Source organism: Mucilaginibacter sp. A5337 (assembly GCF_059690695.1).
In genome coordinates this window covers 1-16539 of record NZ_JCAWEC010000006.1, presented here as the reverse complement: position 1 = coordinate 16539, position 16539 = coordinate 1, and the positions used below count along the sequence as shown (strand labels likewise).

Genomic DNA, 16539 nt, shown 5'->3' with positions numbered 1-16539 from the left:
AACTAAACCATGATCAATACCACAGTTAAATTCACACCCCGGCAAACATTGATTATTGCCGGTATGCACCGTTCAGGTACATCACTTGTAACCAACTGGTTAAGCCGCTGTGGCCTGCAGGTTGGAGAACGTTTATGTGGAAGCGGCATCGGAAATATCGACGGTCACTTTGAAGACCTGGAGTTTTTAAAGCTCCATGAAGAAATCCTTGATCGTAACAGTATTGAAGTATCGGGGCTTACCGATACCAAGGATATTGAAGTGCCGCTTTACCAACTCGAAAAGATGAAGGCTGTTATTGCCATCAAGCAGAATCTTTACGAGCAGTGGGCCTGGAAAGATCCGCGTACCTGCCTTTTTTTGGATACTTATGCAAAGCTGCTGCCAGGCGCCAGGTACCTCGTGGTATTGCGTAATTATCAATCGGTAGTCAGTTCACTGCTAAGGCGTGATTTTGCTGCGATCGACCAAAAGTATATGGCCCGCAATTATGTTCAGCGGATGGCCTGGGCTTATTTCAGGCGACCACGCAGGTTGAAGGCTTTTTATAATGATCATGCCGAGAGTTACCTGAAGGTATGGATCAGCTATAATGAGGCTATCCTGCATTCGTTAAAAAAGCTTCTTCCAGACGATTACCTGGTAATTAACTACTCGCAATTACTTGAAAATGACAGCGAGGTTTTTTCATTTTTAACAAGCAAGTGGAACTTTACACTCAATTACTTTGATTTTAAAGATGTTTACAAGCAGGAGCTGATGAACAAAGCCGACGATATCAGCGATTTTATTACCGATAAAACACTACTGATAAAGGCAACCTATTTGCTCAAACGCTTGGGAAGCTACATGCGTGGCAGCGAAAGCTTTCCGGGAAAGGAGGAGTAGACTACAGAGAGATCGCTTTTAACCACATGCAGATAGAAATAGTATAAATGAAAAATTTTCACACTAATTTTTACGTATTAATCGAATTACACGAATCTTTTTTAATTGAAAATTCGTGTAATTCGATTAATTGCGGATGGTTTGAAAAGCATTCGTGTAGAAATTTTTCAGATGAGATTTAGCAAAACAGATCAAATTATTTTAAACGCGATTTCCCTATAGTAGATTGTAGATAAGCTTTGAATAAGCGTGTACCTGTTATCTATTTATGATAAATCCGAACAGGAGATATGAGCAATAATGAATTACTCAGGTTGCTCGAACTGGTTAGATAACACCATTTTCTTATATGTTATTACTCATCATCGTCAAAATCTGATTCAAAGTCGTTATTTTCAAAGGCTATTGTTTGCTTTACGTAGGCAATATAACGGGCGTTTTTATAAGCGAACCATTTTTCTCGTAATTCGGGGTAATCATGCAGTAAATTATTGAAATTTCTGAATGGCCCTTTGTAAGAAAGTGCATCCGTAAACCGGGTATGGGTAAGTACGTCTTCAATTGTGCTTACAAAGTTTTCCATTACTCTGAATGCTTCACGGCTGGCCATAGGCTCAAAGGCCAAATAATCATCCGGGTTGGCTTCTATTTTTTCTGTTACCTCGCTCCACATATCTTCCATCCCCGAATATTCTAAATTTTCGGGATAAGACTCAAGTTCGCCTGTGGTTTTGATAAAAACAAAGCATGCCTGTATCAAGCCAGCCTGCAATTTCTTTTATTATTTCGGGTTTTATTTCTATTGCCATATCTTGATCTTAATTTTTTCGGGTTGAAATTAATTAAGCTTTCTTTTGTAAAGATATAAGCGAAATATAACATATCGTGCTGTGCAAATAATTTATAACGAAGAAAAGTTTACACTAAAAAACTTTGAAAGGTGAATCAATCCAACCATACTTCAAAGAGGGAAAAGTGTTGGTGTTAATTATGCACGTCGCCGGGCGATGATTTGATAAGCTAAACACGTTGTGATTAAAGAAAAAATATTCCGTAATCATTTGTGATTTTCTATAGCACTCATCATCAACCTAAGTAAGGTAAATCTTCAAGCCTTATTTGTAATTAATCTAAATAAATATAACTTTGCGCCGAAATCCGGTGTGTGCTGGTCGCCAGAAAATTTTGTGGCCCGGATCAATTAATGCAGATCCTTTTAATCAATTTATTATTTAAGTAAAATATGGATTTTACAAATACCCCTATTTATGCGTTTGATAAACCTGTAACAATAAACGTTAAAAATAATTTCAACAAGTTTTTTACTTGCCTATTGGCACTATTGCTTTTAAATATTAACGTAAAAGCTCAAACTGGCACGGGCACTGCAAAAGGTTCTGTAAAAACTTCGGACGGTAATCCTGCCGAGTTTGTCAATATCATTTTAACCAATACCAGGTTTGGTGCTACTGCCGGGCAAACCGGACATTTTACCATTAAAAATATTCCGGCAGGTACATACACCGTGGTTGCAAGTTTTATTGGCCTGCAAACTCAAACCAAAGAAATTATAATCACTGCCGGTGAAACCACTACAGTGAATTTTGTTTTGACTGAAGGCGCGAAGGACTTGCAGGAGGTTTATGTGAAAAGTGCCAAACACAACAAATTTCTGAAAAAGGAAACTGAGGATGTTGCGCGTTTGCCCATCAAAAACCTCGAAAACCCCCAGGTTTACAGCGTAGTTACCAGCGAACTGATGAAAGAGCAGGTAGTAACCAGCTATGTAGATGGGTTTAAAAACATTCCTGGTACAGGCGTGCCGCTGGTGTATAACAATGGGCGTACAACCCTGCTGTCGCGTGGTTTTGTTACCGGTAATTTTATCCGTAATAGCGTTGCTGGCTATAACTTTAATAGTATCGATCCTGCCGATATTGAAAAAATAGAAGCGATCAAAGGCCCTACTGGCACGCTGTTTAACAGCAGCCTTGCTTCATTTGGCGGCTTATTTAACCGCGTTACCAAACAGCCCAATGAAACGCCCCGCACCGAAATTGCTTACCAAACGGGCAGCTTCGATCTTAACCGCCTTACGGCCGATGTGAATATGCCTTTGAATAAGGATAAATCGGTACTGTTCCGGGTAAATGCAGCATTACATAATGAGCATAGTTTCCAGGATGCAGGTTTTAACCGTGGTTTTTTTATTGCGCCAAGCATTACTTACATTGTTAATGACCGTTTAACAGTTGACGTAGACGCCGAAATTGGTAACTCAAATGCGACATCGGCATACAGGCTTGCACCCGATACTAAAGGAAAAATCTACAATGTTAAAGATCTGGGTATTGATTACAAACGTTCATTTGGTAACAATAGTGTTGATTACCTGAGCCGGCAAATTGACCTTTATTCATTAATCAATTACAGGATTTCTGATAAATGGAAATCCCAAACCATGTTTAATAAAACCTTTTCAACTACCAAAGGCATGGTTACAGCATTCACCCTTGTTGACAGTACCAAACAAATAAAACGCCAGGTTACCCAGGAGGATTATCCGTATTATATCACCAACGTGCAGCAAAACTTCATAGGCGATTTTAAAATCGGGCAATTCCGTAACCGTATTGTTGCCGGCTTAGAATATTACAATCAGAAAAGTAATAATACCAACATTACAGTAAGCACTCCATCTATCAATTACCTCGATCCGGGAGCCGCTTATAATAGTTTTACGGCAGATAAAGTTTCGGCCCTCGTGGCCGCTGCTGCACCAAAGGCAGGTGATTATGTTCAAAATAACCAGAGCTCTTACGCGGCTTACGTGTCAGATGTGTTTAATATTACCGAACGCCTGAATGCCATGGCCAGCATCCGTGTTGATAGGTTTGTTAATAAAGGCGCTTATACTCCTGCCGATGGTAAAACTACCGGAAATTTCAGCCAAACGGCATGGTCGCCGAAATTTGGTTTGGTTTACCAGGTGGTTAAAAACCAGGTATCATTATTCGGAAACTATATGAACGGCTTTAATAATGTGAGTGCAACCAGCTTTGATAACACACCATTTAAACCTCAATATGCCAACCAATGGGAAGCGGGTATAAAGGTTGATGCCTGGGACCACAAAATCAGCTCGACTGTGAGCTATTACGATATTTCGGTAACCAACACCACCATGGATGATCCGGCCCATCCAGGCTTTTCAACCCAGGCCGGTACGCAGCTCAGCAAAGGCATCGAGGCCGAATTAATTGCGAATCCTTTTAATGGCTTTAATATTGTAGCAGGGTTTGCATATAACAACAGCAAAATTACCAACGCTGCCCCGGGTACGGGGCTGCAGGGTTTACGTCCGGCTAATTCAGGTCCGGCCCGATTGGCCAATGTATGGATGAGTTACCGCATTACCCATGGTAAAATCCAGGGTTTAGGTTTTGGCGTGGGCGGCAATTACGGAAGTGATTCATATCAAACCAATACAGCAACATTCAAATTTACCATACCCTCATATACTACGGTTGATGCTACGGTATTTTACGATCGCCCAAAATATCGTTTAGGATTTAAGCTGGACAACCTGACCAATGAAAAGTACTGGTCGTTCCGTTTGGCCCCTCAAAACCCAACCCGCGGGACTTTAAGCCTGAGTATTAAATTTTAAAAGTAATATTATTACTGACACAAAAGACTTGCCTCATTTATGAAGTAAGTCTTTTGCGTTTTAAATTAATTGTTGCTGTAGAAAGGATAGTCGATGTAACCACGTGCATCCCCTCCGTAAAAAGTATCCCTGTCATAAGCGTTAAGCGGCAGGCTTTCTTTTATCCTTTTAACCAGGTCCGGGTTAGATATAAAATACCGGCCGAAGGCAACCAGGTCTGCATCGCCTTTTTCAATAATATCTTCGGCATTATCGGGCTGAAAGCCACCGGCTGAGATAATGTTGCCTTTAAAAATGGCCCTCAGGTTTTTGGATGCTACCGGTTCAAGACCTTCGGCAACTTCATAACTGCCATTGATGCGTGGTTCAATAATATGCAGGTAAGCCAGCCCAAACTTGTTTAATTGTTCGGCAACATAGCTGAAAAGAGCGACTGGGTCACTATCATGCATAGAGCCAAATGTTCCGCTTGGTCCCACACGTACACCTACGCGATCGGCACCGAAAACAGAAACTATAGCTTCGGTTACTTCTAAAAGCAGGCGGGCCCTTTTTTCGATAGTGCCGCCATATTCATCTGTTCTTTGGTTTGAGCCATCCTGTAAAAACTGGTCTATCAGGTAGCCATTGGCACTGTGCAGTTCTACGCCATCAAAACCGGCGGCAAGCGCACGCTCTGCACCTGAACGGAAATCGGCAACAATGGCCTTAATATCCGCTACGGTAGCTTCGCGGTTAAGCGTTACGGGCACCCAGCCTTTAGGCGTGTAAACCACATCGTCATGAGGGATTACAGATGGGCCAAGAGGTAAGCCGCCGTCGGGTTGCAAATCCACATGCGATTGACGGCCACCATGCCACAATTGTAAAAAGATCTTACCACCTTTATTATGCACGGCGTTAACAACTTTTTTCCAGCCTTCGGCCTGTGTATCATTGTATATGCCCGGTGCTCCGTAATAACCTTGTCCGTTGGTTGATACCAGGGTGGCTTCGGCGATAATCAAACCGCCTTCGGTTGCGCGCTGGTTGTAATATTCGGCCATCAGATCGTTTGGGATACTGCCGGTAACTGTGCGCATGCGGGTAAGCGGAGCCATTACCACACGGTGGCTTAGTTCAGTAGCGCCGACTTTTATAGGGTTGAATAATTTATTTTGAGATAATGCAAGGCTTTTATCGCCTGTTAGGTCACTTATCCCGTTAACTGAATTTTCCATTTGCTTTGATTAAATTGATAATCAAAGGTCCGGTTAAGTGGCCTGTATAAAAATGAAGAAAACCAAGAAATTCAGTTGAAGTTTTTCAACTTTTTTTAGCCCGTTTGTTGCGGATCTTGCTTAAAAGCTCGTGTGAAACGCCTAAATATGAGGCTAATGCATATTGCGGAACCCGGGAGGCAACGAGTGGGTATTTTTGAAGAAAATTTTCATAGCGCCCGGTGGCGTCGAGGCTGATATCGGCCAAAATACGTTTTTGAAGATAAGCGTATCCGTTTTGAGCAAGGATGCGGTAAAACTTTTCAAATTTTGGACAGGTGTTAAGCAGCAGTTGTTCGTCATCGTATGAGATCTGGATAATTATACTTACTTCCAGTGCTTCTACAAACAGTGTGGCTGGCTGCCTGAAAAAAAAGCTGTTAAAATCAGAGATCCACCAGTCATCAATGCCGAAAGCTACCGTGTGGTCCTGCCCGTCTGCATCAATAAGATAGGAGCGCAGGGCGCCTTTAACAACATAGGTACGATGATTGCAAACAAAATCGGGTTGAACGATAAATTGTTTCTTCCTTACCTTTTTGATCTTTAGGAGCGAAACGTAAAAAGCTTCTTCTTCCGGCGTGAGCTGGATATACCGCTTTACATAGTTCACTATCGCCGAAAAATCATCCATGATCGTCTTTAATTAAACCGAAGCCCGATTGGTTTTCTAATCCCGTGCCTTCGTGTCTCAAATCTAACAACTTTGGGATAAACAAATAGTCACTTTAGCTATGGCTTATCAAATGCTATTAAAACTTTCATAGCCGAAATTTGTATTTCAACTATGAAAGCACTGGTTTTTGAGCAGGCAGGTAATGCCGCCGATGTGATACAACTGAAACACTTAGCTTATCCCAAACCGGCGCCCGGCCAATTGCTCATTAGGGTAAAGGCCTGCCCCATACATCCGGCCGACCTGCTTTTTATTGAGGGGAAATATCGCTATCAACCCGTGTTGCCGCAAATAGCAGGACTGGAAGGCGCTGGTTACGTTGAAGAGGCAGGGCATGATAGCATTATCCCCAAAGGCAGCCTGGTAGCTTTTAGTAAAATAGGAGCCTGGGCGCAATACGTGGTAGTTGATGAGCAGGACGTTGTATTATTACCCGACAATTTCCCGTTACAAAAAGCAGCACAATTACTACTTAACGCTTACACTGCATATGGCCTGATACAGGAAGCAAAAGTTAAAAGCAGCGACTGGCTGCTGCTTACTGCCGGTCATTCAACAGTATCGCGCATAGTAATACAATTGGCTGCAGAAAAAGGAATTTGTGTGGTCGCCACGGTGCGCCATGAGGAGCAAAAAAAAGAGTTGCTTGCATTAAAGGCCGAACACGTAATTGTTCCCGAATCGGGAAAGCTTAAGCAAACTATTGATGAGCTTACCAAAGGTAAAGGCATAAAAGCGGCGCTTGATGCTGTTGGCGGGCCATTAGCTACCGAAATAATTTCATCATTATCGCCAGGCGGGCACCTTATTGCTTACGGTTTGCTTAATCCCGAACCAACTTCATATTTCAATGCCGAAGTTGTTTTTAAAAACCTGGTGATTAAGGGCTTTGGCGTGAGGGGATATGTGGCGGCACTCTCACATGAAGAACGAAGTCATATGATCAGCCATTTGGTACATTCCATTGGCCGGGCCGAATTTCAGCTTGCTGCTTCGGCAGTTTTCCCAACTGAACAGTTTAAGGATGCCTTTGCTTATAATAAAGGGGGTAAGGTTTTATTAGCGTTTTAGCGATAAAATAGTTGTATTAAAATAGTTAAACAAATCGTAAATTTAGCATTAAGCGCACGGATCTCGTACGTACCTAAATTGTTTGTTATGAAAACTATATTAATACCTGTAGATTTTTCCGACACCAATGCCAATGCCATCAAATATGCAGCCGACATGGGTTGCGATATGCCGGTGAAGAAAATCATACTCCTTAAAAGCTACTATACATCGGTATACGAGCAGATCCTTCCTTCGCCCGATTTTTTGCTGATAAGCGCTGATGATATTGAAAATGAGCGGCAAAAAATAGAAGTTCAGCTTAGGGAGCTCATGAAAAAGCTGAAAAACCGCTGTCACGAAAATATTGAAATAGAAACGGTAGTTAGTACTGAGCCTATTATTAGGGCTATACACGATGTAGTTGAAGATCAGCACCCTGATCTGATGATAGTTGGGGGCGATATGGGGCACGAGTTAAGTATGATTGGTGAACAGATCATAGAAATTGCAAAAAGCAGTCCGGTAAAAGTATTGGTGATCCCGCCTGATTGTAATTATCAAAAAATAGAGCAGGCACTGGTACCCTGCGATTTTGAAGCCGTAGCCCGGCTCGGCGTTTTAAAAGGCCTTAATACTTCGCACAGCTGGCTTAACCCAAAGCTGATGCTTCTTTATGTCGATCCGAAGAACAAGCATATTGGTCGGGAGGCCGAGTTTGAAGCTTCGGTAAAACAATTGGTTAACTGCTATGAGTGTAAGCTGCATTATTCGGATGATAAGAATATAGTACGTGGTATACTTAATTTTGCCACAGAACAGCGGGTGCAACTGATCATTGCCCTGCCAGGTAAGCATAGCTTTTTTTATAATTTAACCCATAGCAGCATCACGGAGGCTTTATCTTTAAATGCCAGGCACCCGGTATTGATACTTAAATAAAATTTGTAACGATTTTATCATCTTGCCTTTTATTTATTTGCAGTTGTAATGAATTGTTAATATTTACTGCAAACAGATAAGCATGTATAAACTCAAAGTAATAACATCAACCGTACGCCCGGGCCGTAAAGGGCCCGCAATTGCCAAATGGATAACTGAGGCGGCCAATAACCATGGTTTTGAGGCCGAAATGATTGACCTTGGTGAGCTTAACCTCCCGCTGATGAACGAGCCAGTTCATCCTGCCCTTAAACAATATGAACATGAGCACACCAAACAATGGAGCGCTAAAATTGAACAAGCCGATGCCTTTATTTTTGTAACTGCCGAATATGATTATAGCTATCCGGCCCCGCTTAAAAATGCCATTGAATATTTGGTACACGAATGGGCTTACAAGCCAAGTGGCATTGTAAGCTATTCTATTGGCCCCTTTGCCGGTGTAAGAGCGGTTATGAGTTTAAAAACCGATTTGCTCTCACTTAAAAATGTGGCCCTTGCCGAAATGGTGAATATCCCTCAGTTAAATCAATTTGTTGACGAGGATAATAACTTTACCGCAGACGAGAGACTTGATAAAAATGCCAAAATCATGCTCGATCAATTAGTGCGATGGACAAAGGGCATGAAAGCAATACGGGAAGATAAATAACAATCTATTTAGATAGCTGAAAAATCCTTTGCTTTAACAGGCAGGGGATTTTTTTATAGTTTCAATCAAATAGCGCTCAGGTAGTTCAAAACTTAACATTAAGGTTAAATTAGACACATAGCTTTACGGTAATGAAACCGCAATATAAACTTAAGCTTGTCTTATTGTTTGCTACACTTATGTTTGTGGCAAAGCCTTTTGTTGGTTTTGTGATTTTTAACAGGCAGCACCCTCCGGTAAAGGTTAACATCTTCCTGCTGGAGAAATCGTTTAGCAAACGTATTCTCCAATATCGTGATGGCAGCCTGACATTGATGACTGCCATTCAAAAAAAGCTGGCACATCCTGTTGTCAATTTAAGATTGAGGCTCTCTTTTCTATCGTTGTTATTGTATCCTATGCTTTTCGGGTTCCGAAAGCATATTACATATCACCTCATCAGGTTATTAAACCTTAAAAAGGTTTTATCCCAACCAATTTACCTGTTTAACCGGCAATTGATTGTTTGACAAATTGTAAGGCCATATACTGTCAGTTATTGACAATTTAAATATGGCAGCCCCCGTTTTAACTTATAAATCATTTTACACGGGCCCGGGCCCGTAAACATTTGCTTATGCGGTTTAACTGTTATAAGCGTTTATAATTTGTCAGCATGCCACTTTCCTATTCATATACCAACTTTGATGATAGCGATAAAGAACTATCAAACTTTGCCAAAGCTCTGGCGCTCCCGGTAAGGGTTGCCATTATCAGGATCATTATTGAACATAATAATATTGTAAAGCGCGAAACGCTTTACGAAATCCCCTTTAATACCGAAACCATAAACAAACATGTAGCCGAACTTAAAAATCTGGGGATCCTGAAGGTGTATGGTATCAAAGGCAATGTTAATTACAGCATTGACGAAAATTTGTTTGACCAGATGGCCTATCGCTTTTCGGTGTTATTTAAGAGCGCCCGGCATTTGTTTGTACAGCATATCAATACCGATTATAAAGCCGAAGAAGTTTTGCCGGTAATTAACATGCCCTCAGATATGGTCACGCAAAGTCATTTCGGGGCTTTTATTTATCAATACAGAAATTCGGTTAACATTACACTTCAGGCACTGGCCGACAGGCTTGGTGTAGAAGAAGCATGTTTAACCCAGGTTGAAAAAGGAGAAATGGCCTTTAATCCCGAAAAATTAATGCTGCTTGCCAATGCTTTCGGGATAGCCCCCACTGTATTAAAACGCGAGTATTACAGCTATCGGATTGCGGAGCTGGTTGATGAAAGCGGTTGTAACGAGTCATTGCTGGATAGCGCCAAAGAAAAAATTCACCAGATTCACGCAGGGTAAACATTTTGGTTTACAGTGATTTAATATTGGGGTTAAGCGTCAATAAAACCTTTCTGCGTATATTTAGTTAAGTATCAACTAAAAATAGCTTACTTAATTAAACGCATGGAAAATTTTACAATGCTGCAGTTTTTTGAATGGTATTACCCCGCCGGAGGCAGATTGTGGAATCAGTTAAAAAATGATGCAGAAAATTTAAAGAAAAAAGGGATCGATTCGGTATGGCTTCCGCCGGCTTATAAAGCTGCAAGCGGAGGCTACTCGGCCGGGTACGATGTTTATGATATTTATGATCTTGGCGAATTTGATCAGAAAGGTACCATCGCTACAAAATACGGCACCAAACAGGAATATCTTGATGCCATAGCCGCTGCTCAAAAAGCCCAGTTAAAAGTTTATGTTGATGTTGTGCTTAATCATATGGGCGGAGCCGATGAAATTGAAAAGGTTAACGCCCGTAAGGTTGACCCGGCCAACCGCAACGAATTTATAAGCGATGTTTATGAAATAGGTGCTTATACCAAATTCACATTTCCCGGTCGCAAAGGGAAATACTCCAAATTTATATGGGATTGGCAATGCTTTTCGGGTATTGACTATGATGCTTATAAAAAGGAAACGGCCATATTCAGCATCCAGAACCAATATGGCGAGGGCTGGGAGGATGTGCTTGACGATGAAAATGGCAACTATGATTACCTTATGCTTTCGGACATTGACACCCGTAACCCGAGCGTAAGGGAGGAATTAAAAAACTGGGGCAAATGGTATTTCAAAACTGCCGGGTTTAACGGCTTCAGGCTTGATGCCATAAAACATATGGATCACGGTTTTTATAATGAATGGCTTGATTATATGCGCAGCGAGTTTAAGCACGAGTTTTTTACGGTTGGCGAGTACTGGGCTTTTGAGTTGCCCAAGCTGTTAAAATATATTGAAGCTACCGAAGGTCGCATGTCACTTTTTGATGCCCCACTGCACGATAACATGCACCATGCTTCTAAACAGGGTAAGGATTATGACCTCACTACAATTTTTGATAATACATTGGTTAGTGTAAACCCCGAACGGGCAGTTACCCTGGTTGAAAACCATGATACCCAACCGCTGCAATCGTTGGAGCAGCCGGTAGAGCAATGGTTTAAACCAATTGCCTATGCGCTTATATTACTGCGCGACGCCGGTTATCCATGTGTTTTTTATGCCGATATGTACGGCGCAAAATATACCGACAAGGGCGGCGACGGTGAAGAATACGAAATTGAACTACCTGTGGTTGAGGAGCTGGAAACTATGCTTTATGTAAGAAAAAATATGGCTTATGGAACCCAGCGCGATTATTTTGATCACCCAAATTGTATAGGCTGGACGCGTGAAGGCGATACGGATCACGAAGATTCAGGTTGTGCCGTGGTAATTTCAAACAGCGAGGATGGTTTTAAGGAAATGGAAATCGGGGCCGGGCATGCAGGTAAAGTTTTTGTGGATTATTTGAACAAGCATGATGGGGAGGAAGTAGTGATCACTGCCGATGGCTGGGCTGAGTTTAAAGTTAAAGCGGGATCGTTATCGGTTTGGGGAATTAAGAAGTAAAATCTGTTAAACAGGGCGAACATTTTATACATTTACATTTGTTCATCACGTAACACATACAGCTATGAAATACGAAGAGATTCCCCTTGTAAATAATGAAGCCATCCACAATTTTGAATTGATTGTTGAAGGTCACCGCGCTTTTATCGACTACAAAAAAAGAGACGATAAAATTTACCTCATCCATACCGAAGTGCCGGTTGAGCTGGAAGGCAAAGGTGTTGCATCGGCCATTGTTGAAAAGACATTTAATTATATTGAAGAAAACAATCTGAAACTGGTACCGCTCTGTGTTTATGTGGCATCATACCTGAAACGCCACCCCGAGTGGACCCGGATATTGGCAATAGCGCCCGGACATTAATATATGCGTGTTTTAGTTACAGGCTCATCGGGCAGGTTAGGGGGAGTTACAGTTAAACATTTGCAGGCGCACGGTCATGATGTTATAGGCATCGACCTGATCCCTGCCGAAACAACCGATGTGCAGGTTGATATATTAAATAAAAATGCTGTTTTGACTGCTACTCAAAACATCGATGCAATTATTCATACTGCAGCCATCCATGGTAAGCATTATGAATTGAATTATCCAAGGGAAGCATTCATCGATGTAAATATTTATGGCACGCTTAATTTGCTCAACGCCTGTGTAGCCAACGGCGTACAAAAAATGCTGTACACCAGCACCACATCTATTTACGGCTATGCGATGGTTGATGCTAACCAGGCAGTTTGGGTTGATGAAGAATTGATGATTAAGCCCCGCGATATTTATGACATTACCAAGCAAACTGCCGAGCAGCTTTGTAAAGATTTCTTTTATCGCGAAGGATTGCAAACATCAGTTTACAGGGTTGGTCGTTTCCTGCCCGAAACTGATAACCTCAAACTAAATCATCGCCTGTACCGCGGCCTTGATGAACGGGATGGTGCCGAAGGTCTGCGATTGGCTTTAGAGCAAACTTTTCCGGAGTTCGAGATATTTAACATCACAAGCAGTTCGCCTTTTAAAAAGGGCGAGCTTGCGCAGCTAAAGCATGATCCAGCATCAGTTATAAAGAAACACTATCCGGGTGCTGAAGCTGTTTACCAATCCAAAGGTTGGGCTCTTCCGAAAAGCATCGATAGGGTTTATGTAAGCGACAAGGCTAAACGGTATTTCGGTTATGAGCCGAAGTTTACGTTTGATTATTTATTGAATGATCTTAGAGTCCATTAAGACTTACGAAGTTTTTAAAACTTCGTAAGTCTGGTTTTTAATCCAAAGGAAGAAGACCACTCACCCAATCAACCACTCACTAATAAGGCGAAGTACTCACCGCCGTCCATCCGCCATCAACTACCAGGTTTTGCCCGGTGATATGCCTTGCATCTGGCGATACTAAAAAGAGCACGGCATTTGCCACATCTTCAACGGTTGCGGCGCGACCCATGGGCGTAATGCGGGCCCAGGTTTTTTGATAGCCGGCATCTTCCATAGTACGCTCGGTTAAAGTAGCGCCGGGAGCAACGGTATTTACAGTAATTTGATGCTGTGAAAGTTCAACCACCAAACTTTTGGCCAGCATTTCGAGGGCAGCTTTGGTCATGCCATAAGCGGCAAGGTCCTGGTGGGCCTGGTGCCCCGTAACCGACGACATGAACAAGATGCTTCCCCCGCTTTTTTGTTTTACAATTTGCCTGGCGGCCCTTTGCGCTAAAAAGAAGCTGCCTTGCAGATTAACATTCATCACACTTTGCAGGGATTGGGCCGGATAATTCAAAAAATCGCCAAACAAAGTGATGCCCGCATTGGCAATGGCAATGGTAAGTTTGCCGTAACGTTGAACAGCTTCAGCAACCATTTGCTGTATGAAATCGATATCTGAAGCATCCCCGGCTATCGGATAACAATTACCTCCCAAACTATTAATAGTATCTGCCGCCCTGGTGGCCAGTTCTTCGCTCAAGTCATTTAGTAATACGGCTGCTCCGGCAAGGCTTAGCTGTTTAGCTATCTCAAAACCTATGCCTTGTCCGGCGCCGGTTATTATGGCTACTTGGCCGCTAAATTTATCAGTTATCATTTTTTAGGTTGATGGTTGGTTAATGGCCACTTGTCATTTCGACGAACGCGTGCGTGGGAGAGTGCCCGGCGTGAGGAGAAATCTTATACAAGCGATACGCAAATGCGTGGCGTATAAGATTTCTCCTCGTCCCACAGCGCAATCCTTCCCCTATCGTCGAAATGACAGTTTTATATGTGTTAATGTGAATCCCTCAAAACTTCGCTTCCCGAGCTTCCCTTTAAAAAATCAAGATCAGCCCCAAGATGTGCCTGTTCCACATGATTTTGATATAAATAAGTGTATCCGCGTTTGCTGATATTGTTATTTAATACCAGTTTTGATTTTCTTTCGGCTATCTCGTCGTCGCTAACTTCAAGATGCAGCGTGCCGGCGGGTACATCAAGTTTGATAATATCGCCATCCTGTACCACAGCCAATGTTCCGCCGATTGCCGCTTCCGGCGATACATGCAGTACTACGGTGCCAAAACCCGTACCGCTCATTCGCCCGTCGGAGATGCGCACCATATCGGTAATGCCCTGGTCGGCCAGTTTTTTAGGGATGAGCATATTGCCAACCTCGGGCATGCCGGGATAGCCTCTGGGGCCTGCATTTTTCAATACCAAAACGCTGTCTTTATCTACATCCAGCCCAGGATCATTGATCCGGTGATTAAAGTCTTCTATGTTTTCAAATACTACGGCCTTGCCGGTATGCTGCATTAAATGAGTGCTTGCAGCAGACGGTTTGATCACCGCTCCGTTTTGGCAAAGGTTGCCTTTAAGTACAGTTATGCCTGCTGTTGGGTTAAAAGGATTATCAACCGGAGCTATGAGCTCGCGGTTAAAACATTCGCTGTTTTCATAGTTGCGTGAGATAGGATGCCCGCTTACGGTTATTGCACTGCTGTTAAGCTGTTCATGGAGCTCTTTCATCAGGGCTGGCAAACCTCCGGCATAATAAAAATCCTCCATAAAATATTTGCCTGATGGCTGCAGATTGGCCAGCAAAGGTATTTTACGGGCGGAGGTATTGAAATCATCCATATTCAGATCAATCCCGATGCGACCTGCTATCGCCAGCAGGTGAATAATAAAATTGGTAGATCCGCCAATCGCAGCATTAACAGTGATGGCATTTTCAAAAGCCTGCCGGGTAAGAATGTCCGAAGGCTTGAGGTCTTCCCGTACCATGTCAACAATGCGGCTGCCGGATAAATGCGCTAATACTTTGCGACGCGAGTCGGCCGCAGGGATGGCAGCGTTCTCTGCCAGTGAAAGTCCCAGCGATTCAACCATGCAGGCCATGGTTGATGCCGTACCCATTACTGCGCAATGCCCCTGGCTTCGGGCCATACAGGCCTCGGCAGTATAAAGGTCTTCATCGTTCATTTGCCCGGTTTGATGATCGGCAAAAAAACGCCATATGTCTGATGTTCCAATATCCCTTCCCCGGTATTTGCCGGTTAGCATGGCCCCGCCCGAAACAACAATAGTTGGGATATTAACACTACACGCGCCCATCACCAGGGCCGGCGTGGTTTTATCGCAGCCGCAAAGCAACACCACGCCATCCAGCGGGTTGGCGCGAATACTCTCCTCAACATCCATACTCACCAGGTTTCTGTAAAGCATGGCAGTAGGTTTAACCAAAGTTTCGCCTAATGACATTACCGGAAATTCTACCGGATAACCTCCCGCCTCATAAATGCCGTTTTTTACAGACTGCGCCAATTCCCGGAAATGAGCATTACAGGGCGTAAGTTCCGACCATGTATTGCAGATCCCAATTACGGGTTTACCTTGTAGCTGATGTGCCGGGATGCCCTGGTTTTTCATCCACGCGCGGTATATAAAGCCGTCTTTGCCCTTTTTACCAAACCATTGCCGGCTTCGTAGCGGTTTATCCTCCATATATTAGATGTGTTGTGTTTATTCTGGTTATTTAACAAATATAGATTTCTGTAAATCGTTTTAGGTATCGTAAACGAAAAGTTGGAGTTCTTTTTACTTAATTTAGATAGGCAAAGCATATCCGTGATGAAGAAGGTATTGGTACCATCCATATTGCTTTTATCGCTGAAGGGAGGGTTTACGGGTTTACGGCTTATAAATAACAATAAAATACTGCCATTTGATAAGGTTATGGGCGTTCCTTGCGGCCGGGCTATCCGCTCATACTGCACGGGCATTAGGCGCGGGCCGGTATCCGCTACTATCCCTAACGCTGGCATTTGCGGCTTGCTTTAAACTTTTTCTTATTGAGGAATAGTGAGTTATAGGGAATGGGTTAAAAATGGGTAAAAATAATTTGGATGAAAAGGAAAAGTGTCTACCTTTGCAGCCCGCAAACGAGGGAGCGGGGATAGTTCTTTAAAGGTTGAGAGTGAGTTAGGGAAGAGGAGAAAAAA

The 16539-nt window shown here is 42.8% G+C and carries 16 protein-coding genes; 11 read left to right on the top strand and 5 right to left on the bottom strand.

The window, feature by feature from the left end; translation table 11 throughout:
- The first annotated feature begins 9 nt into the window (after positions 1–9).
- Positions 10–888, top strand: coding sequence for a sulfotransferase (locus tag AC59JO_RS20395; RefSeq protein WP_497307593.1), 879 nt, complete (start codon positions 10–12; stop codon positions 886–888).
- A 355-nt stretch (positions 889–1243) separates the two neighbouring features.
- On the opposite strand, the gene AC59JO_RS20390 is transcribed toward AC59JO_RS20395, so the two are convergent.
- The gene (locus tag AC59JO_RS20390) at positions 1244–1660 is read right to left on the bottom strand and encodes a UPF0158 family protein (protein WP_497307591.1); all 417 of its coding nucleotides are present in this window, start codon (positions 1658–1660) and stop codon (positions 1244–1246) included.
- Between the two features lie 471 nt (positions 1661–2131).
- Here AC59JO_RS20390 and AC59JO_RS20385 point away from each other — a divergent pair, with 471 nt between their 5' ends.
- On the top strand, positions 2132–4558 hold the full coding sequence (locus AC59JO_RS20385; protein ID WP_497307589.1) for a TonB-dependent receptor domain-containing protein: 2427 nt from the start codon (positions 2132–2134) through the stop codon (positions 4556–4558).
- 65 nt (positions 4559–4623) lie between these two features.
- On the opposite strand, the gene AC59JO_RS20380 is transcribed toward AC59JO_RS20385, so the two are convergent.
- Both AC59JO_RS20380 and AC59JO_RS20375 read right to left on the bottom strand, forming a co-directional pair.
- Positions 4624–5778, bottom strand: coding sequence for an alkene reductase (locus tag AC59JO_RS20380; protein ID WP_497307587.1), 1155 nt, complete (start codon positions 5776–5778; stop codon positions 4624–4626).
- 85 nt (positions 5779–5863) lie between these two features.
- Positions 5864–6451, bottom strand: a complete 588-nt coding sequence (locus AC59JO_RS20375) for a Crp/Fnr family transcriptional regulator (protein ID WP_497307585.1) — start codon at positions 6449–6451, stop codon at positions 5864–5866.
- Positions 6452–6604: 153 nt separating this feature from the next.
- On the opposite strand from AC59JO_RS20375, the gene AC59JO_RS20370 reads away from it, so the two are divergent.
- The 8 genes from AC59JO_RS20370 (at position 6605) to AC59JO_RS20335 (ending at position 13300) form a co-directional block, all read left to right on the top strand.
- Complete coding sequence (locus tag AC59JO_RS20370; RefSeq protein ID WP_497307583.1) at positions 6605–7564, top strand: zinc-dependent alcohol dehydrogenase family protein; 960 nt, start codon at positions 6605–6607, stop codon at positions 7562–7564.
- Between the two features lie 87 nt (positions 7565–7651).
- The gene (locus AC59JO_RS20365; RefSeq protein WP_497307581.1) at positions 7652–8485 is read left to right on the top strand and encodes a universal stress protein; all 834 of its coding nucleotides are present in this window, start codon (positions 7652–7654) and stop codon (positions 8483–8485) included.
- Positions 8486–8567: 82 nt separating this feature from the next.
- Positions 8568–9137 (top strand): NADPH-dependent FMN reductase, encoded by a 570-nt coding sequence (locus AC59JO_RS20360; protein ID WP_413670848.1) that lies wholly within the window; start codon positions 8568–8570, stop codon positions 9135–9137.
- 131 nt (positions 9138–9268) lie between these two features.
- Positions 9269–9646 carry a hypothetical protein gene (locus AC59JO_RS20355; protein WP_497307579.1) on the top strand — a complete coding sequence of 126 codons (378 nt, stop codon included), beginning with the start codon at positions 9269–9271 and terminating at the stop codon, positions 9644–9646.
- Positions 9647–9792: 146 nt separating this feature from the next.
- Positions 9793–10485 (top strand): helix-turn-helix domain-containing protein, encoded by a 693-nt coding sequence (locus tag AC59JO_RS20350; protein WP_497307577.1) that lies wholly within the window; start codon positions 9793–9795, stop codon positions 10483–10485.
- Between the two features lie 105 nt (positions 10486–10590).
- The gene (locus AC59JO_RS20345) at positions 10591–12078 is read left to right on the top strand and encodes an alpha-amylase (protein ID WP_497307575.1); all 1488 of its coding nucleotides are present in this window, start codon (positions 10591–10593) and stop codon (positions 12076–12078) included.
- Between the two features lie 64 nt (positions 12079–12142).
- Positions 12143–12442: a GNAT family N-acetyltransferase gene (locus AC59JO_RS20340; RefSeq protein ID WP_413670851.1), complete on the top strand. Its 300-nt coding sequence runs from the start codon at positions 12143–12145 to the stop codon at positions 12440–12442.
- Between the two features lie 3 nt (positions 12443–12445).
- A complete protein-coding gene (locus AC59JO_RS20335) occupies positions 12446–13300 on the top strand; it encodes an NAD-dependent epimerase/dehydratase family protein (RefSeq protein WP_497307573.1) in 855 nt (284 codons plus the stop codon).
- Between the two features lie 79 nt (positions 13301–13379).
- On the opposite strand, the gene AC59JO_RS20330 is transcribed toward AC59JO_RS20335, so the two are convergent.
- Positions 13380–14147: an SDR family NAD(P)-dependent oxidoreductase gene (locus AC59JO_RS20330; protein ID WP_413670853.1), complete on the bottom strand. Its 768-nt coding sequence runs from the start codon at positions 14145–14147 to the stop codon at positions 13380–13382.
- 179 nt (positions 14148–14326) lie between these two features.
- Positions 14327–16042, bottom strand: a complete 1716-nt coding sequence (locus tag AC59JO_RS20325; RefSeq protein ID WP_497307570.1) for an IlvD/Edd family dehydratase — start codon at positions 16040–16042, stop codon at positions 14327–14329.
- Between the two features lie 126 nt (positions 16043–16168).
- Here AC59JO_RS20325 and AC59JO_RS20320 point away from each other — a divergent pair, with 126 nt between their 5' ends.
- Positions 16169–16378 (top strand): hypothetical protein, encoded by a 210-nt coding sequence (locus tag AC59JO_RS20320; RefSeq protein ID WP_497307568.1) that lies wholly within the window; start codon positions 16169–16171, stop codon positions 16376–16378.
- Positions 16379–16539 lie beyond the last annotated feature (161 nt).